The 23,301-nt window shown below is 37.3% G+C and carries 18 protein-coding genes; 15 read left to right on the top strand and 3 right to left on the bottom strand.

Annotation, left to right across the window (positions count from 1 at the left end):
* Window positions 1–36 precede the first annotated feature (36 nt).
* The 5 genes from HBB17_RS09635 to HBB17_RS09615 all read left to right on the top strand — a co-directional run bounded on the left by HBB17_RS09635 (window position 37) and on the right by HBB17_RS09615 (window position 5,774).
* Window positions 37–1,164, top strand: coding sequence for a hypothetical protein (locus HBB17_RS09635; protein ID WP_167957260.1), 1,128 nt, complete (start codon window positions 37–39; stop codon window positions 1,162–1,164).
* 191 nt (window positions 1,165–1,355) lie between these two features.
* Window positions 1,356–2,840 (top strand): Ig-like domain-containing protein, encoded by a 1,485-nt coding sequence (locus HBB17_RS09630; RefSeq protein ID WP_167957259.1) that lies wholly within the window; start codon window positions 1,356–1,358, stop codon window positions 2,838–2,840.
* Window positions 2,841–3,214: 374 nt separating this feature from the next.
* Window positions 3,215–3,673 carry a DUF6323 family protein gene (locus tag HBB17_RS09625; RefSeq protein WP_238483719.1) on the top strand — a complete coding sequence of 153 codons (459 nt, stop codon included), beginning with the start codon at window positions 3,215–3,217 and terminating at the stop codon, window positions 3,671–3,673.
* Window positions 3,674–3,773: 100 nt separating this feature from the next.
* Window positions 3,774–4,703: a DUF6179 domain-containing protein gene (locus HBB17_RS09620; protein WP_167957258.1), complete on the top strand. Its 930-nt coding sequence runs from the start codon at window positions 3,774–3,776 to the stop codon at window positions 4,701–4,703.
* A 141-nt stretch (window positions 4,704–4,844) separates the two neighbouring features.
* Window positions 4,845–5,774, top strand: a complete 930-nt coding sequence (locus HBB17_RS09615; protein ID WP_167957257.1) for a GNAT family N-acetyltransferase — start codon at window positions 4,845–4,847, stop codon at window positions 5,772–5,774.
* Window positions 5,775–5,981: 207 nt separating this feature from the next.
* On the opposite strand, the gene HBB17_RS09610 is transcribed toward HBB17_RS09615, so the two are convergent.
* Complete coding sequence (locus tag HBB17_RS09610; RefSeq protein ID WP_167957256.1) at window positions 5,982–6,950, bottom strand: phosphotransferase family protein; 969 nt, start codon at window positions 6,948–6,950, stop codon at window positions 5,982–5,984.
* A gap of 334 nt (window positions 6,951–7,284) precedes the next feature.
* Window positions 7,285–9,627, bottom strand: coding sequence for an alpha-xylosidase (gene yicI / locus HBB17_RS09605; RefSeq protein WP_167957255.1), 2,343 nt, complete (start codon window positions 9,625–9,627; stop codon window positions 7,285–7,287).
* Window positions 9,628–10,073: 446 nt separating this feature from the next.
* Here yicI and HBB17_RS09600 point away from each other — a divergent pair, with 446 nt between their 5' ends.
* From HBB17_RS09600 to HBB17_RS09575, 8 genes are all read left to right on the top strand, one after another.
* Complete coding sequence (locus HBB17_RS09600) at window positions 10,074–11,012, top strand: AraC family transcriptional regulator (RefSeq protein ID WP_167957254.1); 939 nt, start codon at window positions 10,074–10,076, stop codon at window positions 11,010–11,012.
* A 217-nt stretch (window positions 11,013–11,229) separates the two neighbouring features.
* On the top strand, window positions 11,230–12,084 hold the full coding sequence (locus HBB17_RS20435; protein ID WP_238483718.1) for a cache domain-containing protein: 855 nt from the start codon (window positions 11,230–11,232) through the stop codon (window positions 12,082–12,084).
* 18 nt (window positions 12,085–12,102) lie between these two features.
* Complete coding sequence (locus tag HBB17_RS20430) at window positions 12,103–12,759, top strand: sensor histidine kinase (RefSeq protein WP_238483717.1); 657 nt, start codon at window positions 12,103–12,105, stop codon at window positions 12,757–12,759.
* A 13-nt stretch (window positions 12,760–12,772) separates the two neighbouring features.
* Window positions 12,773–12,952 (top strand): sensor histidine kinase, encoded by a 180-nt coding sequence (locus tag HBB17_RS20425; protein ID WP_238483716.1) that lies wholly within the window; start codon window positions 12,773–12,775, stop codon window positions 12,950–12,952.
* Between the two features lie 55 nt (window positions 12,953–13,007).
* Window positions 13,008–14,567 carry a response regulator transcription factor gene (locus tag HBB17_RS09590; protein ID WP_238483715.1) on the top strand — a complete coding sequence of 520 codons (1,560 nt, stop codon included), beginning with the start codon at window positions 13,008–13,010 and terminating at the stop codon, window positions 14,565–14,567.
* A gap of 219 nt (window positions 14,568–14,786) precedes the next feature.
* Complete coding sequence (locus HBB17_RS09585) at window positions 14,787–16,145, top strand: ABC transporter substrate-binding protein (protein ID WP_167957253.1); 1,359 nt, start codon at window positions 14,787–14,789, stop codon at window positions 16,143–16,145.
* Window positions 16,146–16,250: 105 nt separating this feature from the next.
* A complete protein-coding gene (locus tag HBB17_RS09580; protein WP_167957252.1) occupies window positions 16,251–17,174 on the top strand; it encodes a carbohydrate ABC transporter permease in 924 nt (307 codons plus the stop codon).
* Window positions 17,138–18,001, top strand: a complete 864-nt coding sequence (locus HBB17_RS09575) for a carbohydrate ABC transporter permease (protein WP_167957251.1) — start codon at window positions 17,138–17,140, stop codon at window positions 17,999–18,001. Before HBB17_RS09580 ends, HBB17_RS09575 begins: the two co-directional genes overlap by 37 nt.
* A 343-nt stretch (window positions 18,002–18,344) precedes the next feature.
* Here the strand turns inward: HBB17_RS09575 and HBB17_RS09570 are convergent, their stop codons facing one another.
* Window positions 18,345–21,467, bottom strand: a complete 3,123-nt coding sequence (locus HBB17_RS09570; protein WP_167957250.1) for a glycoside hydrolase family 2 TIM barrel-domain containing protein — start codon at window positions 21,465–21,467, stop codon at window positions 18,345–18,347.
* Window positions 21,468–21,804: 337 nt separating this feature from the next.
* Between HBB17_RS09570 and HBB17_RS09565 the strand changes: the two genes are divergently transcribed.
* Both HBB17_RS09565 and HBB17_RS09560 read left to right on the top strand, forming a co-directional pair.
* Entirely contained in the window at window positions 21,805–22,380 is a 576-nt protein-coding gene (locus HBB17_RS09565; protein ID WP_167957249.1) for a TetR/AcrR family transcriptional regulator, read from the top strand.
* Between the two features lie 103 nt (window positions 22,381–22,483).
* Window positions 22,484–23,281 carry a flavodoxin family protein gene (locus HBB17_RS09560; RefSeq protein WP_167957248.1) on the top strand — a complete coding sequence of 266 codons (798 nt, stop codon included), beginning with the start codon at window positions 22,484–22,486 and terminating at the stop codon, window positions 23,279–23,281.
* Window positions 23,282–23,301 lie beyond the last annotated feature (20 nt).

Raw genomic sequence — 23,301 nt, 5'->3', positions numbered from 1 at the left:
AATGTGAAAATCCAATAGTAGGAGGTAAGAATTTGTATGATGGATGCAAGAATCTGTGAGTGGTTAATGGAAAATGCGGATACCCCTATTCGATATCGAATTGCGCGGGAGTTTTTTCAAGACATAGAAGAGAGCAAGCGTCTTCAAACAGAGTTACTTGAACATCCAGCCGTTATAGAATGGCTTGGTTATTTAAAACCAGATACACCTCCGAAACATTGGTCAATGGAACATGGTAGTATGAATTATTGTCTGGAAAATGCAGGTGTAAAGATTGCGCAATTGGGACTGCATAGTGGAATACCCCAGGTAAGAGATGCAGTGCAGTACTATTTTGACAAGATGAAGAATGGCGAAGCCATGGATTCCTATTTTGCCTATTCCAAGAACCAGGAGATTTACTATAGAAAAGGACAGCATTTTAACGCAATCGTTATTACCAATATACTTTCTGCCCTAGGAGTTCGTGAGGAAGAGATTGAAACATATCTCCTTGGAAGCCTAGAGGAGATCAGCCAATTTGTCAAAGAAGGAGATTATGCCATATATCTGGAGGAACAAGAACGTTGCAATCTCAAAAGAGTACCTTCGGTGTGGAAGAATACAGCGTATTTTATTAAGCCTTCTCTGACACAACGTTATGGGGTTGGATACCCGATGATCTATGATCTGGTTGGTCTATCTAGGTTATATGATCTGCATGACAATGCGGTAGATAGGAAGATTGATGATATAATAGAGTACATTAGCACAGACGAATTTCATAAGTCTATAATTGACGGATATGGAATACTTGCAGAAGAAGACGGGAAATATCATAGTATGGGCTGGGATCCAAAATACCCGGGCTGGTTCGATTTGGATCAATATAGGAAGGAAAAGGATGGAGCAAAATTGCTCTTCTTTGCACAAACGATCGTAAATTATCCGAAAGCAAGAAAGACAAAATGGTTTAACGAACTCCTTGTCTTGTTAGAATCCTATCGGACGGATTCTGGTACGTACATCTTTCCGAAAGAGTGGTTAAGAGAAACAAAAGGATATGCGGTGTTGGGAAATCATTTATCATTTGGAGAGAATAGAAGAAAGAAAAATTGGATTGAACTAGAATCTACATTCTATATGCAGGTATTAAAGAAAAAATGTGACAACTTTTCACGTTGATACAACGCGAAAAGTTGTTATTTTTTTGTTGTTTCTCCTACTTCCGTATCATTGACGAATGTTGGTAAGAAAGATACAATATATTACAAGATGTAACATAATATGTTTCGATATTGTAAGGGCAGCAATGTATTTTTGGCGCTCCGATCATTTTATGTTCATACTATATTGTATAAGGGAGAGGGAATGGAATGGAACAAAACAAAAAGACATTAAAAAAATCACTGGCTGTTTTTCTACTATTGATCATAGTAGGCTGTAGTGTGTGCCCGCTACTTGGAAGCAAAATGGCCATAGCCGCAAGTAAAGCCCAATTAGAGTATACTTCAATGGACATTCCGATGGGGAAGAATGGCTATGTAATATACGTAAACAATATGGTGAAAAAAGCGACTTATTCGTATGTTAGTAGTAATAAAAAGATTGTAACGGTTGATAAAAAAGGAAGTTTAACAGGAATTAAAGCTGGTAAAGCTAAGGTTACTGTATACCAGACGTATAAAAAGAAAAAGATTAAAGTAGGAACTTGTACGGTTACCGTAAAAAAAGCGAATGTTGTATCTTACCTGAAGGAAGAACCTTTATATGTACCAATAGGAAAAGAGTATTATGCAGGATATCAGTTAAATCTAAATGATTTTTCGTGTATTGACTATCCGAATAATCAAGCTACATACACTTACTATTCTAGTAATAAATCAATAGTGAAAGTTACGAAAACTGGTTTGGTAGAAGCATATAAAACGGGTGTAGTAGATATTACGATCAAAGAAACCTATAAAAAGAAAACAAGAACGGTTGGTTCTTTCCAAATGGAAGTAAAAGAGCCTGAATTAGAAGGAAAGGATCAGACGGTTGAATATGTACTGAATAATACATATGCAATGAATTTGGGTATTTACTATGCGCCATATTACTTGTATATCCCTGATTCATCGGTAGATTCGAAAAACTTACCAATTGAATACATCTATGATGAAGAAACAGGTAATTGGTCTGGTTATGTGAAAGCAATAAAAGAAGGAACGGTAAAGATTAACGTTTATGGCAGTACAACGCCAATCGATGAAAAGGCAGATTATTCGAAATACTATGTAGGTTCATTTACGGTAAAAGTTGTGAAAAAGCCAGCAACAGGAATGGAGTTGTATAATTTAGAAGGTGGTACGCTTAGCGATAAGCTTACTCTACTTAGTGGTGAATATGATGGTTGTATTGGTTTGTTAGAACCCGATGAGACCAGTGATGTAATTACGGCAACCAGCAGTGATCCATCTGTAGTGCAGATTTATGCATTAGACGATGATATGCTTGCGTTCGGATACCCAATATCCTATATTGTATTCATGGCAATAAAACCTGGAAAAGCAACGATAACAATTACAACAGGAACAATAAAGAAAGAAGTCGAGATTACGGTTGATACGGTAACGATCAAGAAAGGGGAAACAAAAACCCTTAGTTGTATTATTCCAGCTACAGGGAATAATAGCAATGTTTCAGTATCTGCATCCAACCCGAATCTAGTTAAGATTAATGGTGTGTGTAGTGAGTTTATGGATGATAATACCATTGAATATGAAGTGGATTATACAGCATTGGCTGTGGGACTAACGACAATAACCGTTTCATCTAATGGTGTTGTACAGGAATATTCCGTTCGTGTAGTAGAATAATAGAATATTGCAATTGCCTACGCATTCAAAACATGCAAGTGTAAAGTTTGAGTAATAAAGTAATAAAAAAATTCCATGAATCATGTTATAAGATAAGACGTTACAGTTTAAATCTTGATACGGATTCATGGAGTTTTTTTGTTTAAAAACGATTCTTGACAATTAATTTGTATTGATATAATACCACAAAAACGCCTATTTTTCAAGACTTGTAAGTATATGGGGGGCGATATACAATGTAGGAATCTTAGATACAGAGAAAGGGATTGAGGTGGAGGTAGGGCTGAATAAACGAGTGAATACTTCAAATAATAGCAACTCTAAAACGAGAAATAATAGGTACTATCATCCGATGGAAAGAAGGAGTGAGAATCATGAAAGATGAAGAATTGATGCAATTTCTGACACTGCAACAGGGAAATCAGGAAGTGGTTCTACAGAAGCAAAAGGAAAATCTGATGAATTGTAATACGTATACAACAAAATTCGGATTACGGTTGTCTGAACAAGAAGCACAAGAACTGTTAGTGGAAAGAAAAGAAAGTCTGAAAAGAGAGGGAAGAATTGAATTTGGAGAAGGAATTCTTACAAAATTAATCTACGCCTTCTGTGATTCTGCCTATATTTATCAAGATAATTATGTTGATACAATCGAGCGATTACAAGAGATTTTCTATTTGTATAAGAACGAATGTCTTGATGAAATCACCGATGATGAGTTAATTGCATATATGAAAGAACGCTTTGAGGGAATCTGTCAGGGGGATTTGGAATACTTAGAGGATACAGCATTGGAGTCAATTGCTAGGAAGATTCGAAGAGGGGATTGGTAGGAGTGTAGATAGTAGGCATGAAGATAGTAGTCATGAAGGAAATAGTAACAAAATAGCATATTAGGTGTGCTAGAGCATTATTGGGGAGGAGCAGGATTGTATGAAGGTTGAGAAGAAAACGAATGAGTGGAACGCGGCTGAATGGAAGACTGGTGAGCGGAAAGATCATGGAATGGAAGACTATGCTATGGAAGAGTTCGTGCCCATTGTCTCAAAACTAGTTGAGAGATACACGAGTAAGGAAAGTAGTTCTGTTTCCGTTGCAGTAGCTCGACAATTAATGGAAGCAGTGGTGTATTGTATTCATTATGGGTTGAGAAAATCATCAAAGTATCAGCTTGATTCTGGGGAGAAGATACCTGCGCAGACTGCATATGAGTTGGGCTATCAGCGAATTATGGAACGGACAAAACAGTTAAACGATTTGTATACCTCCATGTTACCTACCTTTTCTGCTTACGATAACCGCGCGTATATTGACACGATCATGAAAGGAATGCCTGCTTTTTTCCTGCATTATGATGTTCAATTTGCACCACAAGATCAGATCCTTACTTTAGATTATCCAATTCTGCGTCCACTTGGGCAGGAGGAAGGCATCGAAGCCATTGATCGATATCTGCAAGCAACGATACTGGAACAGACCTTTTTGCGGGTATATCCAGAAGAGTATGTAAGAGCGGTTTTAGAACAGTACCATGAGGACCACAAGGAACTGTTGATTAATATAAGCAGTATTGTTTTACAGAATAGTTTGCTGTCTATGTGGTTGAGAAAACCTTTGCTGTCACGGGAATTTTCCTTGAAGGATTGTGATTGGATAACGGATCAGGTTCTTATGCATTCCTCAGTTGAAACAGAACAGATATTAGAACGACTGCTCCAGATCCTGATTAAGAGAGGATATGAAGATAACCAGGAACTATATGCGTATCTTAGCTATGAGATTCATGAACTTACCATACGATTACGAAATGCTGCAGAACATGAGAATATGGCATTGTTTTTGGGATGTATGAGGGGTAGTTGAAAGTAGGAAGATAAGTGGGAAGAGTAACGTGAAGATAAGAGTAAAGAGACAAATGAAAAGATAAAACGAGTAAATTAAGAATGAAGTGAAGAGAAAGAGTATGAAATTAAGGTGCGATGATAAAGAGGAGGAAGGAACGTTATGCATGAGGCAAAAGAAAAAAAGAACATAGTAGGTTACAAAACGAAAAGTACAACAAATACAGAAAATACAGAGTACGTAGAGCGAAAAAAGTGTGCAGAGCGGAAAGAAAGAATCCAGGAATACGAAGAAATTGCTATGAATGCATTCCCAGCAAAACATACGGAAGTATATGATGGCTGGATATTACGGTATACCGATGGATATACGTATCGTGGAAATTCGGTAAATCCTATGTATTCATCGGTATATTCTCTGGAAGAGAAAGTCATAGAATGTGAGAAACGATTTCATATGCAGGGCTTACCCTGCGTATATAAGATGACTCCTGTAGTAGAAGAGGGCTTAGATTCATTATTAGAGAGATACGGGTATGATATACAGAAGCAAGTATATATTATGAATATGGATTTAGCTATGGTTTCGTTAGAGGAGGAAGATAGGGAGGTAAATAATAAGGAACAAGATACAGTGGAAGAAATAGAGATAGATAAAGATAAAGAAAACGAAAAGAGGATAGAGATAGCAACAAGCAATAAGATGAGCGATGCTTGGCTAGAAGAATTTGTTGTACTTAATGAAACCAGTGTAGAACCTACGAAATCCATTGCCAAAGATGTGCTACGTAGGATAATAAATCCCGTATTCTGTGCAAGTATTAAGAAAGAAGGAAAAGTCATTGCCTGTGGTTTAGGAGTACTTGAGAGAGGAAAACTAGGATTATATGATATCCGTGTGTCGGAACAAGAGCGTCACCAGGGGTTCGGAACGCAGATCTGTAAACAACTTTTAGCAGAAGGAAAAAAAGCAGGAGCGAAAGAAGCTTATTTACAAGTGAGCAGTACCAATGACAATGCAGTTGCATTGTACAAAAAATTGGGCTTTGCACAATGTTATACATATTGGTATCGGGTAAAAGAGATGGAATAACATTTGGACTTCAACTTTGTTTAAAATTTGATTTATACCTTAATTTTAGCAAAGCTGAAGTCCTTTTTGTATGTGATTTCCTTCAATTGTTATGTGAAAGCTGAAAGTAATAAAAATACAAGTATATATGCGGTATTAGCCGTAGTGGAATGCGTTAACATGGATAGTTCAGATTAAAGGAATGGGATAATGCAACATTATGTCCCTCTACATAATCGTCTGTAGATGGGCAATCTGACTGCTTAATTCGCCAGTAACCCATTGATAACGACCATCATCTTCAAACTGGCGATAGGGAATCTCAATGGTCATGGCTAGTCTTCGCCAGATACGGTATAGGCAGATTCGACGTTCCTCCATTTTAGTAAAAGAGGATTTGCCGTAACCCTTTAGGAAGGCGGGGCTGATCTCTCCGTATCCAGAGAAATGATCTTCTAGCAGGTAATCCCCCCAGAAGCAACGTTCAAAATCAATAATTCCAGAAAGTTTGTGATCATGGATCATCATGTTGCCGTCCCATATGTCATTATGAATAAGACATGGTTCTTTACAATCATCGAAAGCATCTTTATTAGCACAGAGTAAATCCCATAAGTCATCATAGGAGATACAAGGAAGTGTAAAGTCCTTTGCCTTTCCGTCTTGAATGAGTAACTTATATACACCTAACATGAATTCACTATTGCTCTTTGTAAATGTCTCAGGCATTTGAGGACGACCAAATGTGGTCCCTTTAATTGCATTCATTGCAGCTGTAATCTTTCCTGTCTCTTCTAGAATACCATTACGTTCTTCGTTGGTAAGTTCCTGATTAATCTTATCCATAGAAACACCCGCAATCTTAGTGATAAATAGATAAGGGGATTTACAAATGGAACAACTGGTATCGTAGAGAAGAACTTTGGGAATTGGTACATGGATCATTTCATTAACAAATGTCAGCATTTCTGCTTCATTCTTTAATAGATTTTTCTCGTCAGATAGCATTTCAATTGCTTCATGTGGTGCAATTTTTAAAACCATGTCTTCACCATTGGCGGTGATTAAGTAAACCGCGTTACAGAATCCACCATCAAGTGGTTTGGCTGAAAATGTCTGTAGTGGTTCACCAATTGCTTGTTGTGTCATTTTCATTAGTGTATCGTCTGTTTGCCAGAATTTTGATACTGCGTTCATGTTATATACTCCCTTCACAATGAATAATGTTGTCTGTTGGGGAAACGGACAAAGGGGTAATAAAATCCCCATGCGTTGTTGTACAGGAAAGTGTAAACATTTGGCATGGGGATCGTATATCTTACTTATTCTAGACCAATCTGATTCATTAACTAAAACCTCTCACAAAATTAAATTGTGCATTCGCCAACGGCGGCTGTCGAATTCCCATGCTCCGTGTTCATTTTTAGTGGTGCTGTAAAACAGCATGGGAATATGACACCCAAATCGGTGAGTAAGAATAAGCGTATACACCTGAATTAGTCAGGATTAGAAATCATGTAGAATTCGATTCCTATAAGGAAATACTTACAGAAGTCGTTCCTGCAGCTGCTTTAACTTTCTTGTCTGTACCAGCGACAGCTATAGTGAAAGTCTTATCTGTTGCAGCATAGGATACTTCAATAACGTTACCTTTACGAGTAGCAGTAATGTCGGTAAGTTTCTTTGCTTCGCTGTCGTAGATTGTAGCAGTAGCAGTTTTTCCGTCTTCTAGGTTGTAGATGGTTGCTTCTGCGTTATTTAAGTAGTCATATACAACATTGTTGGTAGCGAATTCACCAAATGTAATGATGGAGTTCGGTCTTGCAAGAATTGGCATCTGGAAGTAGTTGCATGTTCTTGTGTAGTATCTTCCACCTTCGTATACATCATTTGTTACGATATCATACCAAGTTCCTTCTGGAACGTAGAATTCAGCAATACCTGCTTCATTCATAACAGGAGCGATTAATAAGTTATCACCTAACATGTACTGTGTATCAAGGTATTTACAAGCAGTATCATTAGAAAAGGCAATAATCATAGAACGCATCATAGGTACGCCGACTTCATGTGTTTTGATTGCTTGTGCCCATAAGTATGGCATTAATCTACCTTTCAATTTGGTGTAGAAACGAAGAACATCGCAGGATTCTTCATCGAAGTTCCAAGGTACGCGATAAGAGCTTGAACCATGTAAACGGCTATGTGTTGACATAAGACCGAAGGCACACCATCTCTTATATACATCAGCTGGAGCAGTTGCTTCAAATCCACCAATATCATGGCTGAAGAAACCAAATCCAGAAGAGCAAAGGGATAAACCACCACGTACGGTTTCTGCCATTGCAGAGTATTCAGCATAGCAGTCACCACCCCAGTGTACAGGGAATTTCTGTCCGCCAACAGTTGCACTTCTTGCGAATAAACAAGCTTTATCTTTTCCAAAGTATTCTTCCAATGCTTCAAATACACACTTGTTGTAGAGATAGGTGTAGTAGTTGTGCATCTTCACAGGATCTTTACCATTGAAATATTTACATTTCGTAGGGATTCTTTCACCAAAATCCGTCTTGATGTTATTAACACCCATTTCAAATAATTCTTTTAACAGACTCTTATACCAAGCACAAGCAGCTGGGTTCGTAAAGTCTACAATTGCCATTCCTGGTTGCCAGAAATCGGTTTGGAATACGCTTCCGTCAGGATTCTTAATGAAGTAACCATTTTCTTTACCAATATCAAATAATTTGGAACGTTGTCCAACATAAGAGTTGATCCAAACACAAACTTCCAAACCTTTGTCATGTAATCTCTTCAACATAGCTGGTGGATTCGGGAATTGTCTTGTATCCCATTCAAAGTTACACCATTCGAATTCTTTCATCCAGAAACAGTCAAAGTGGAATACTTGTAGAGGAATATCTCTTTCTGCCATTCCATCGATGAAGGAGTTGATCGTCTTCTCGTCATAGTTCGTTGTGAAGGAAGTCGATAACCATAAACCGAAAGAGTAAGCTGGAGGAAGAGCTGGTTTACCAGTTAAGTTCGTATAATTTGTTAATACATCTTCTAGATTCTCTCCACCAATTACAAAGTACTCCAATTCTTCGCCTGGTACAGAGAACGTAACACGTGATACGGTATCGGACATTACTTCGAAAGAAACTTTGTCAGAGCTGTTTACCAATACACCATAGCTCTTTGAGGAGATATAGAATGGAATGTTCTTATAACTTTGGTCTGTACAAGTACCACCATCAGAATTCCAAGTTTCAACTGTTTGGCCGTTCTTAACAAATGGAGTGAATTTTTCACCAAAACCGTAGATACATTCGCCGATATCGGTCTTTAATTGTTCTCTAACGTAAGCAGTATTGCCGTTCTCTGGATAGTCAAAGAAGTCATTGTCTTTGTTTAATTCTTTTTTCGCATCTGCACTAAATTGATTTTCTGCAATATAAGAACTAGTACGCCAAGAAGCACTCGTTAATTGACGGTCTTTATAGTAGAACCTAATATTCCATTGTTCGCCCTTACCAATTACAACTTTGGTATTACCAGAAATCATCTCGATGTATTCGTCTGTATCATTGATCACTGGTTTGAAGGAAGAATCTTCATTTAGTTCAAAATGAGGAGTTGTATCAAGACCACCTCTAAAATGTACCATATGTACTTTAATGCTGTTTTCGCAAGTAGAAGAGTATGTAATCTCAAGGTTTGGTCCTTGAAGTGTCATACCACGGTTTTCAATAACAGCTGGAGTAGCAAGTACGGTAATGCTGTTTTCTGTTGTTGTGATTTCGTAAGGTTGTGTAGCGTAGCTTACTTCATATCCTTTTTTGGTTACCCAAAAACCATTTGCAAATTTCATTGAAATTTACCTCCTTTGGAATCGAATGTGAATTGTTTCAATCATTTCTCATGTATGAGTATGTTCCTTGATCTCAGTTATGTTTTTGCACTGTTTGGTACTTCTCCGTGTTGGCAAGTTGAATACAGAACAATTACCATTTTTCAGTAGTGCATTTTTTCTGATAATGATATTATATTATTGTATGGAAAGAAAATATTTAACTATATAGATAAGTTATAACATTATTTTGATGTTTACTTCCTAATTTAAGAATGATAGTATAGGGTAACTGATAAGATTTTGCATTGAATTCATTTTGGGGAGAAATTGTAATGTATGATAGAGGATGATTGAAAAAGAATGATTAAAAAAGAATAATTGAAAAAGATAAATTGAAAAAGATAAATTGAAAAAATAGATTGAAGGAAAGACGCATATCGTAAGATATAAATGAGGTGATAAATTTGCATAATACAACGGAAGAAAAGGTATTCGTATATCCTAACAAAGAGAAGGCAAAACGAAGGGAAAAGGAAAAGAATTTCGAAGAGAAGGTCAGTCATGGGACAGCGGAGATTCCTATAGCCTTACATAAATTAACCTATCCGGAGGGAACAGATATGATCTTTTATCTGCATTGGCATCGGGAGATGGAACTGTTGGTGGTGACAGAAGGTAGTATGGAATTGCAGGTGGAAGAGATTGTTTATCGCCTGAAAAAGGGAGATTGTATCTTCATTAATTCGAATATGTACCACAGTGCAAAATCCATCGGAAAAGTACAGTGTTCTTTTTATGCGGTGGTATTTTCTGATGAATTCCTTCAAACCGATGTTCATTCTCATTATAGTAAGCACTATATACGTCCGGTTCTCAAAGGAAAGAGAATATTCACACCTGTTATACAAGAGGATGGGGATTGGCAGTCAAAGATTCTAGGAATGTTAGAAGAGATTCATGTATTGGACCATCGCTTGTTGTTAGAACATGAACTTATGCTAAAGACACGAATGTATGCGATTTGGGAATTGTATTTTGAACATGGCAAGGAGAATGACGCCATTAATGATGACAATTCCATTAATCTAGAGAGAATTAGGCCTGTACTTGAATATATTGAAGACAATTATGCCTATGAAATTAGCTTATCGGATTTGGCTGCTTTGATTCCTATGAGTGAAGGACAATTTTGCAGGGTATTTCGACGGACAATGAGTCGTACCCCTATGCAGTATATTATGCGTTATCGGATTTTACAAAGTTGTCATCTCCTAACAGAGACAAATGAAAAAATTGCGGAAGTAGCAAATCAATCAGGTTTTAATAATATCAGCTATTACAATAAAGTATTCTTAAGTATAGTTGGATGTACGCCCAAACAGTATCGGAACGCAAACTTTTAGGGACAATTTGTTCTGCTATTTAGAAATGATTTGCTATGGAAGAAAAAAACAATTATAATTAACTTACTATAAAACCGTTTTATGTAAAAATAGTTTGAACCTATAAGAGAGCTTGATTAAGATGTACTGAAATCGGTTTCTTAACACAGTGAGGTGAAGTAAGCGCAGGCGCGATATTATCAGAAGACGGAGCAGGCAGAAAGAGGGGAAGAGAGAATTGTGGAAGCAAAGGCCATTTACAATAAAGCGAAAACTACTCCTAATCAATGCAGTCATTGCAATTGTACCGTTGCTTATTATAGGAGCAATCATAGCAGGAATTTATCAGAATACGGTAGATAAACGGACGAAACAAAGCGTTACGGATTCCAGTGTAGTTATAGCAGACCGTATTACACGTGTTCTGAAAGATACGGAGAGCTGTTCTAATTATCTTACAATTAACATTAACGAAGTTTTAAAGGAGAAGGATCCTTTGGAGAAGATAAACTTAAGAAAACAACGTGATGTTACGAATGAATTGTACAATGCGAAAATTGTATTTGATGAAATGGAATCAATTGCTTTTATTAGTGATAGTAACCAAATTTTTGTATCAGATAATGCAATGCTTAAGAATGCAGAAATAGTAAAAGATTCTGAACAGTTTGAACAGCTGAAGGAGACGAGTGGTAAATCCATATGGTTTCCATGTGAAACAAGAGAGTTCTTGGTTTTAGACAAAGAAAAACCAGTAGTAACGTTAGGGAAAAAGGTAGTTAAAATCACAACAGGGGAGACGTTAGGTTACATACTCATTAATGTTAATATGGAGCAGCTTGAATCCGTACTAAGAAATCAGTTAATTCATTATCGTTTGGAAGATTCCACGGGAAAGCAGGTTTGTTCCGTTCCCGCAACGGAGAATATTAGTGCGAAGTACATAGAGGATATTATTCGTAGTGTGGGCGAATATAAGACAGGAATATATGAAGGAAAGAATTATTATGTCACGTCCTATAACATAGCAGAATATGGTTGGAAATTGACTTCCGTTGCTGACCTTTATACACTGAACGTAGGTGCTAAGTAGATTATCTACTTAGTTGTTTTGGTAGCAATTGCTGTGATTATCATGGAGATCATTTTATATAACTATTTGTCTAGAATAATAACAGTTCCCTTGGAACATCTAAAGATGGGAGCGGAGAAGATGGCAAGTGGGAATATGGATTTACGTCTCAGAATTACGAGTAATGATGAAATCGGAAAGCTTGGAGAAGCGTTTAATCACATGGCAGAACAGGTGCAAGAATTGCTAATAAAAGTAGAGTTTGAGGCAAGGAAAAAGAAGGAATATGAACTATCCTTATTACATGAACAAGTAAAGCCTCATTTTTTATATAATAGTTTAGACATTATTACGAAGTTATCGGAGATGAATCGACAAGTGGAGTCTAGAAGGGCAATTCGAAGACTTGCTGATTACTATAGAAATTCCTTATCGGATAGTAAAGAGATTATTACGCTTGAGCAGGAAATAAAAATTGTTGAAGATTATCTTGAATTACAACGAATACGTTATACGGATGTATTTACATATGAAGTGGAGGTGGAGGAGGGAATCACCAACATTGTAATTCCCAAATTATCATTACAGCCATTAGTTGAGAATGCAATCTATCATGGTTTAAAGTATAAGGAGTCGAAAGGCGTTCTTCGTATTAAAGGTGAGAGACGTGAAGGGTGTGTGTGTATCCGTTTATGATAATGGGGTAGGAATGGAAGAAAATTATTTACACGAGATACTCACCAATCAGCCAAATGGACATTTTGGTGTTTACAGTGTAAATCATCGTATTAAGCTGTATTTTGGAGAAAGCTATGGATTAACGGTGAAGAGTGTTGTGGGAGAAGGGACTTGTGTTGAGATGATTTTGCCAGATGAAACAGGGGAATAAAAGGCGAAGATTGCATTATAACATGAGGTAATTGTGGCTAAGGAGGAAGTTAACGATGATTAGGATCATGATTGTGGATGATGTACCAGTATATCGTGACTATCTAAAGAATTTTATAGAATGGGGTTCGTATGGATTTGAAGTTTGCTGCGAAGCAAAAGACGGAAAAGAGGCACTTGCTATGTATGAGCAATATCAGCCAGATATTGTTCTAACGGATATTGTAATGCCATATATGGACGGATTGGAGCTATCAGAAAAATTACTGAAAGATAATAAAGAGCTATCGATTATTTTAATTACAGGAAATAGCGAGTTCGAATATGCGAAGAAAGCAGTAAAACTAGGTGTGTGCGATTATATTGTTAAACCATTTGAAAAAGAAGAATTAATCATTACTTTATTAAAACTTCAGGATAACATACGCAAAGTTTTGGAGATTAGCAACGAACAGGATGCATTTAAAGAGGAAGTGCGGGAACAACAGTTACGCCAGTATATCTATCGGAAGAATGATTATGCAATAGAATTAGCGGATGAAAAAGTGAGATTTCCGTATCCTTTCTTTTTAGTTGTAACGGTTAGCATCGATTTATATGAGAATAAAATCGGTACAGAAGATATCTTGAATTGGAAAACAATTCTTACATCTATGTTGCAGGATATGATTCAAATCAATGGGAAACAAGAAGTTTTTCATGACTATGAGGGTAATATTGTAACGATCCTTAATTTTGAGAATCAACAGTCCATGGAGGAATACCAAGGGTATGAATTTGAGGATCTTACAAAATTAGCAAAAGAACATATAGGAATTGATATTTCTGTTGGAATTAGTGGTTATTGTTCATCTGTGAGCAAATTACAAAAGGGGTATTATCAGACATTACAAGCACTAAGTAGCATATATGCACCTCATACAACACATATCTTTGATTACAAAACATTGTTAAAAGAATGCAAACGGGAGTTTTATTCCAGTGATTTGGTAAATGAAATTAATAAAGCGTTTGACGTGTTAAATTATGAAAATATTGAAATGGTTATTGAACAAGAACTAAACCGTATCAAGGAATATGAGAATATTGAAAATGCGACGATGATCTATATGAGTCTATTAAGTATATTGTTTTCCTATTTGACAAAGTTGGGAAGAAGTATAAGTGATGTGTTCGGTGAGGATTTCCAGCCATACTCGATTCTTAATAATGAGGGAAACTATACAAAGAAGCGATTATTTCTGTATGATTGCTACCATAAAGCGATTCAATATGAGTTAGAACATCAAGATACAAAAACACAACAAGTTGCTAGGCAAGCGAAGGAGTATATTGATGTGCATTTCAGTAATCCTAATTTATCAATACTAGATATCTCCAAAGAACTTCTTATGAACCAGACATATTTAAGAAAAATGTTTAAAGCAGAATATAAAATGACGATTACGGAATATATCACAAAATGTAGAATGGAAAGAGCGAAAGAATTAATTTTATCAGAGAATATAAAACTTTCATATGTTTCGTATGAAGTTGGCTATAATGATCCGAGTTATTTTGGTAAATGTTTTAAAAAATATTATGGATATGCCCCAAGTGATGTAATAAATAGATAATAAATTTTGGATTTTACCAATTGATTTTGGATATTACATGGAAAACGAACTGTTAGCGTCTTATACTAATGATATCACAAGCGAACAAAATAATGTATGGGGAAATATGATTTGTTTACTAGTGACATACAAGGAGAATGGTGTGAAGAAGTGAGTTTCACATGGCGATTTGTGTAGAACACAAAGTCGCAAGATTTTTGAAAGGGCGTGGTGATTATTATGAGAAAACTAACAGCACTAGTTTTATGTGGTGTACTTTGTATAAGTACGCTAGTTGGTTGTTCGAAGAAGGCAAATAATGAGAAAGCAGAGAATAAGACAACGAATACCACTGAAACGACAACTACAACAACGGAAGAGACAGAGGCCTTGCCAGAAGGGGTACTATCTGAAGAGAAAGCAACATTAAAGATTTATGCACAATATGCTGACGAAGATACAAAAGTCCCATATGACTATGCAGTGGAACAATTAAAAGTTGCATATCCAAATGTCACATTAGAGCTAGAGCCACAAGCACAAGATGATGGACAAAAACTTATGACATATGCTGCTACCGGTAATTTACCAGATATATATCAAGTAGCATTGGCTCAGATTGAAAATTTCAAACAATCAGGAAATATCATGGTACTGAATGATGTTGCAAAATCAACTGGATTCGAAGATAAGGTATTCGATAGTGCCAAGAACATTCTATACAATGAAGATGGAAATATCTACGCATTCCCTTATGCAGGAAACGAATATGTTGTTTGGTACTATAACAAAGCAATTTTTGAAAAATACAATGTAGAAGTACCAAAAACATTTGATCAATTGTTAACAGCAATTGAAACATTTAAAGCAAATGGAATCGTACCAATGTCTATGTTTGGTGCGGAAGGTTGGATTACTGCAGCAATGTATGATGTATTAGCTACTAGATGGGATGCAGGTGGTATTGCGAAACTTGATAATGGAGAAGGAACGGCAAAAGAAGATGCGTATGCAAAAGCAGCTGACATGTTACATACATTAGTAAAGGCAGGAATGTTCCAAGGAAGTGTAACTACTACCAATTATGATCAGGCATCTGAAATGTTTTTAAATGGGGAAGCAGCAATGTTTCTTAATGGACAATGGTATATGACAGATGCAACAAACAAACTTGGAGATGACGTTGACTGGATGTACTATCCATCTTATGATGAAGCTTCTTATGAGGCAGGTAAGACTGTTTGGTCTGGCGGTGGAGCTGCAGCAGGGTATGCAGTAAATCCTAATTCTAAGAATGCAGAACTTGCAGCTAAAGTAGCAGCATTCCTTTCAGAGAAATACTGTGAAGCAAAAGTTATGTATAGAGGTACTCCATTGGTAGCGTTAGATGTTGATGTGCAACCAGAGACAGAGTTCCCAGCAATGATGAAGAAGTTACAAGCGGATTTACCTGCTATTACAAGCATAACGAAGTTTGACTGGCATCTATCCAATGCAACATTTAAAACAGCATTAGAAGACCAGACAAAATACTTAATGATTGAAGATTATACACCTGAAGAATTTATTAAAGAATTAAATAATGCATTACAACAATAGAGGAAAATTGTTGGGAAACAGTTAATGTGGAGCCGCCATACTAAGGCAACCCTATGTGTGGTGGCTCTAGTTTTATCCACAATTAATACAAGGAGGAAACATACGGTGAAAAAATTCTATTCGAATAAAATAGCGATTGTTTTGTTCGCGCTACCTGCGTTGGCACTTTTTACTGTAATGGTGTTTTATCCTATCGTACAAGTTTTTTTAAAGAGTTTCTATGATTGGAACGGCCTTGGAAGTGGAACTTTTATTGGCCTTGACAACTATACGACATTATTTAAAGACACAGTGTTTCATTTATCCAATAAAAATGCATTAATCTTTGCTATTGTAATTACTGTATTTCAGATGACGTTAGCCACAATATTTTCTATTGTCGTATCGAATAAGAAGATGAAAGGTAGGGGATTCTTGCGTGTGTCGTATTTTATCCCTGTTGTATTATCGGTAACGGTAGTTTGTCAATTATGGTTAGCTATTTTAAACACAGATACAGGACTTTTGAATGCAATATTCAAAGCACTAGGGATTGATTTTCAACAGAACTGGTTGGCAAATCGTCATAAAGCAATCTATGTAATTGCATTTGTTAATGCGTGGCAATGGATGGGCTATCAATTTGCTTTATTAATGGCAGGAATTAAATCAATACCAAGTGACTATTATGAAGCGGCAAAGATCGATGGGGCTTCATCAATAATGGCACATAGAAAAGTTACGATACCATTACTAAAAGAAACATATAAAATCTGCCTTACAATATCATTAACTGGTGGTGTTAAGGCATTTACAGAAATGTTCATTATGACCAAAGGAGGACCAGGTAATGCTACGTATACTTTGACATACCTTATGTATAAGGCTGCTTTTAGAGAATTCCGTTACGGATATGGTATGGCTGCAGCGAGTATGCTAGTACTTCAATGCTTGGCTATAATCTTGATTATTAACTGGTTATTCCGTGACAAAGAAGAAAGGAGCGAAAGAAAATGCAACAAAAGAATGGCAAGACAGTTAAGTCAATAGCGAATCGATTAGGAACTTTGATCTTTCGTATGTTTTGTTGGATATATGCTGCATTTTCACTATATCCAGTAATCTGGCTCCTTTTCTATTCGTTTAAAAATAACAGTGAAATATTTGTTACAAATCCATTTGGATTTCCCCGCGTTTTACATATAGAAAATTACACAAAAGCATGGGCTCAATATGATGTACCTATGTATTTTTCGAATAGTATAATTGTGTCGGTATTTACCGTTATTATAACAATCGTATTAGCATTACTGTTCTCCTATGCAACCGCTCGTATGCAATGGAAAGGTAAAAACATTGCAAAAGTGTATATGTCACTAGGGATGTTTATTCCGATACAAGCAATCTTAATCCCGGTTGCAAAACTTGTAAATGGTCTTGGGTTAGATAGTACAAGATGGGGACTAATTCTTGTGTATGCAGCAATTAATCTTTCATTTGCATCATTGGTATTCTACGGTAATCTAAAAGGAATTCCAATTGAGATAGAAGAAGCGGCATGCATGGATGGGGCGAGTATTTTTAAATGTTTTATAAAAATTATAGTACCATTAGTAAAACCAGCAACAGCAACACTTGTGATCTATACGTTCCTTAATGCTTGGAATGAATTTAATCTGGCTAATGTTCTAATCATAGAAGAAAAACTTAAGACGTTACCTTTAGGGTTATTATTCTTACAAGGATCATTTACAACAGATTGGGGTGCAATGGGAGCCACTATGGTGATTGCAAGCTTACCGACAATACTCTTATATTGTATATTCAGCAAACAGGTGGAGAATGCAATGACAATTGGTGGAGCAGTTAAAGGGTAAAGAACGATGGTTATGTTTAAAAGGCTGTATTCAAGAGAGGACTCCTATAAGTTAGATTTTCGGACTAACTTATGGAGATCACTTCTAATGAGACAGCCTTTTTTGTTTCGTTGCTTTGCAACTCTCACAATTCTAAAACATTCCGGGTCCGCGTAAAAGCGCTACTTGCTCATGACCTTTTGACCCTTGCAGATGAACGAATTGCTCCGTTGCTTTGCAACTCTCACAATTCTAAAACATTCCGGGTCCGCGCAAAAGCGCTACTTGCTCATGTTTAGCGGGTCAACACGTCATATTCACATTTGTGCAAGCACAAAGTGAACATGACCTTTTGACCCTTGCATCATAACTCTATGTCAAATTCTAGATAGTATGGTTGGGGGTGTACGGTTGCTTCCTTCGATAGGTAGGAGCTCCAACCCATATCTCCGCCAATTCCACCATGTATGGCATCAATATGAAGATAACTCTTTTGGTGAATGTGCAATTCCTCTTCGGTGGTCGCTTTCTGGTAATCTTCTATACTGCTATGGTGTATGTCAAAGTGGAAAGTGCCAGCGGTAGTGAACTTGATCTGGTGTCCTTTGTTATCACGGATACAGAGCCAATGGGTATCTTCATGTCCCCCATTTTCGGATGGTGGTAGATAAGGTACATGTTCGTTGGTTACAGTAGATTCATAGACACCTAGCAAAGAACTTGTCTTACGGTCGCAGTAATTCTCCAATGGTCCACGTCCAAAGTAAGTGATTGTTTCAAAATCAGCAGGTAAAATGAATTGGGCGCCAACTCTTGGTAGAGTAGGAAGAGAGGAAGGAACGAGGAATTGCATCGTGACATGGAGAGAATGGTCGTTGCTAGCCGTGTAAGTGGTCCGTACCTGAATCGTCTCCAATGCGGGATATCTTGTCTGCTCAGGAGAGAGTTGAGGTGATGGGGAGCAAGGAATCGCTGTTACTGTTTCCATATAGAAAAATTGATCAGTACAGTGATGGTTTATCTGCAATAGATAATCCTCTCGATGGAGACCTTCATAAGTGTTCCAAAGTGGTCGATATCCCCATGTTTTCTCTGCATCTATACCAGTATAAGGTCTTGTAAAACAGCTACTTGGACCAGATAGAAGGATTGGTGTATTCTGATAGGTTAAGGCGGTCAGATTTCCTTGTACTTGGTCAAATTGTAAGCAGAGATCTTGCGCTTGAAAGCAAAGCGTATTTCCTTTGGAAGTGGTACTCCATACGGAAGCAACCTCATTACTGGAAGGTTTTAAGGAAGGCATATGTTGTGAGGTATATGCTGCTGTATAGGAACCAGCCAGATAGAATTGAAAACAAGCAATCTCATAATCAGCAGGTGCAAAGGTGGTATCTTTGGCATATCGAATGGAGAAGTCTACATGATAGATACAATTCTCTTTTTGCTTGATTTCTGGTTGGAAAACAACGTCCCTTTCCTCACCAGCCTTAAGAGGAGGAAGTTCATAAGTCCCGCTCTGAATGGTGACACCATTTTCTCGTATGGTATATATAGCAGAATAGAAGGAAGTATCACGAACCATATTGCGATTCTTGATTCTATAATGACCAGGAGCAGGGTCAAGTCGCCATGCGTTATCATAAGTAATCTCTTCTATAAGGATAGGACTATAACAATGTTTTACTTCCTGCGCCACAGGTTTTGGTGAGAGATTAGCAAACAGAATTCCATTGTTCGTCATAAAGGTAGGATCAATCTTATCCAGATACGCTACTTCTTTTTGGGTTAATGCTTTATCTGCCCAGTCCCATATGTATCCTCCCTGAAAACGAGGATATGTCTCTAACAACTCCAAAAACTTATGCATTCCACCTCCAGAATTCCTGATTTGATAGAGGTATTCAACGAGGATTACAGGGCGGTTATCATCTTGGTCCGTAAGCATTTGGAGAATGTTTCTTTGCGTTGCATACATATTGCCTCGAATATCAGATATATTCTTGCCAGGTGTACCTGCTTCATACTGACAGATACGGGTAGGATCATATTCCCTTATCCAACCTGCCATACCAGCATGTCCTGCTCCAGTACCACTTTCATTACCAAGTGACCAGGAATAGATGGAAGGGTGATTTTTATAGGTAACCACCATTCGAACGGCACGTTCTAAGAAAGCAGTTGCCCAAGTTGGATCATGTGTTAAGGCACCATATACACCGTGGGTCTCTAGATTACATTCGCAGATGAGGAGGATACCCCACTGATCACAAAGGTCATACCATCTTGGATCGCTGGGATAATGACAGGTTCGAACGGAATTGATATTTAGTTTTTTCATTAACTGGATTTCCTGAATCATGCGCTCCGTTGAAATTGTTCTTCCAAAGTCCATATCGTGTTCATGCCGATTCACTCCGGTAATCCGAAGCCGTTTCTTATTCAGATAAGCGATTCCGTTGGTTATGGAGATCTCTCGAAAGCCGATTCGACTACTCTCAAAATCCAGATGTTCACCTGTAGGAGAAAGCAACGTCATAACGCCGATATAGAGGTAAGGGGATTCCGGATACCAAAGATGAATATCCGGTAAGGACATGGTGATCCTTGCTGTATTTGCAGTAGGTTTTTTGTCATTCCGGTATTCCGCTATGGCTGCAATAGAACTGGTTTGGCTTTGAAGAAGTTTGCCATCTGTATCATATAGGTCAAAACAAACCGTATGATCTGCATAATACGGAAATCGATTCACTTGAATATCAGCAACAAGCTGTCCGGTTAAGAAATCAACATTAGGGAGTGCATGAATCTTCCAATCAACAATTCGACATTTTGGTTTGGCATAAAGGTGAACGGAGCGAAAGATCCCTGACAGATACCAATAGTCTTGATCTTCCAGGTAAGTTCCAGTACAAAAACAGGTCACTTTCATATAGAGATGGTTTTTTCCAGCCTTGCAGTACTCTGTTATCTGGAAGGAACTAGGAAGTTTACTGTCGTCAGAACTTCCTATATAGGAGTCATTAATCCATAATTCGTAAGCTGACTCCACTCCATCAAATTGAAGGAATAGATCACGAGCAAGCCAGCTTTCTGGGACTTCGAATAGACAGTGATAACACCCAGTAGGATTCTCTTTTGGCAAGTAGGGAGGGTTTGGAACGGGGGCTTGTTGCTGTTGAGGATAGATACGATGTTCACCAGGAGTTTCTAGATCCCAAGGATAGACAGTATTGGTATAGATCGGAGCACCATAGCCTTGTAATTCCCAGTTTCCCGGAACTTGGATTGTATTCCACTCCGAATGATCAAAAGAAACGGGTGGAAATACGGTTAAGGATTCTGGTGAAGAATAGATCTGAAAATCCCATGCTCCATCCAGACACTGAACCCATTTGGATTGTTCTCTGTCTAATGTCTTTGCCTGTTTGGCATCTTCATATGCGCCCCACAAAGAGTGAGCAGGTTCTCTTTTGTTGTCTTGGTTCATATTGTTACCTCCTATGATTGTCTCTTTTATTCTTTATAACAGTTCTGTCCTTATCATATGTAGTAGGACTCTTATTAACGAGATATGTACCTACATCGTATTGGCGTAGTTTTATGTATAGCAATATTTTATATCATAGGTCGCAATAAAACAAATTCAATATTCATGAATATCAAAAGTTGTTTAAGTATTTTTGATTGACTGGAATGATCAGTTGCAGTATAATGAAATAAAATTGAACACTGTTCAATAATGAGCTGTGTATGCTTAACGTCAAATATCCTATTGACTCTTACATCAATGAATACATATATACAAAGGAGGTGAAGGATTAACCATGGAGAAGAGTCAAAAAGCAGAGAAAACAAAAGAAACTATTTTAGCCAGTACAATTGCAATGATTCAGGAAGGGAATGGAGAGGTAGAGAAGATTACCATTCGTAAAATAGCAGAGCGATCCGGTGCGAGTGTGGGTTTAGTTAATCATTATTTTGGTACGAAAGATTATCTGATAGAAACTTGTGTACAGCAAATGATCCATGAGGTTGTTCATGGGTTTAGAGTGGAACGATGGAATGAGTTACCGTCAATTAAACGGACAAAGGAAGCTGCAAAAGCGGTTATGGATTTCTTAATGGAAAATCCACAAATCTCAAAGATCTCAATTTTAGGTGATATGAAAAAACCAGCGACTACAAGTAATACAATAGGGACTGCAATACGGTTTGCTTTTTGCCTGGCAGAGGATGAGGTCACGGAAAGCCAGAAACAACAGGCATTTGCATTAACGACTGCGATACAGGGTGCATTTCTACAAAAGGAAATCATGAAAGAGACCATCGGAATTGATTTTTATAAGAAAAAGAGCAGAGATGAGTATATTGAATGGTTAGTTGATCAACTGGTATCCTAGATATCAAATGTCGTTAAGTGAATAGTGAGGTAATTCGTGTAGGGAGATACAACAGAAAGAATTACGTTTAGGAAACATATACAAGAGAAAGGAAGTGCAAGGTATGAATTATTTGGTTATGAATGGATGCCCACACAAGGGAAATACGTGGAAACTTGCAGAACATGTGGTATCTTACATAAAGAAAATGGATCGTAAGGCAAGCTTTCAGGAAATTCAGTTAGCAGAGATTAATTTGCCTTTTTGTTGTGGATGCAGTAACTGCTTTCGTAAAGGAGGCAAATACTGTCCACATTATGAAAAGTTAAAAGTCGTTTATGAAGCAATGGAGCGTGCAGATGGTTTAATCTTGTGTAGTGCAACCTATAATATGCGAGAAACAGGATTGCTAAAGAATCTGTTTGACCACTTTGCCTATATGATGCATCGCCCACATTTCTTCACGAAGAAAGCCCTGTATCTGACGTCTGTCGGAGGAGTAGGTGCAAAAGGCTCAGTAAAGAGTATTGTAGGAAGTTTACGAAGTATCGGCTACAATTATTGCTATTCCTATAAAGTTGGAACAGCAAGTTATAATGCGTATGTACCAAAGGAAAAAGAGATAAAAAAGTTAGAAAAGGTGACAGAACAATTCTATCGAGATGTTGAAAGCAAAACGATGCATCACCCTAAAACAGAAGTTCTTATCCCTTATAATTTATTCCGCGGTATGTGTAGATACTATGCACCAGGAACGGAATATCCCACAAAAGACGGCGTCTATTGGCTAGAACCAAATCGGGTAAAACGTGCTTATGACCAAGCCGTGCCATTGCACCTATATCAGCATCTTCTAGGAAAACTATTCTGCTTCATGGGGAAAACGATGGGAAAACGAATGATTGTTACCTATAAGAAATAAAGGTACTTGTGCAGCATGTT

This window comes from Anaerosporobacter faecicola (assembly GCF_012070565.1).
GTDB classification, from domain to species: domain Bacteria; phylum Bacillota; class Clostridia; order Lachnospirales; family Lachnospiraceae; genus Anaerosporobacter; species Anaerosporobacter faecicola.
This window is presented reverse-complemented; position numbering and strand designations above follow the sequence as displayed.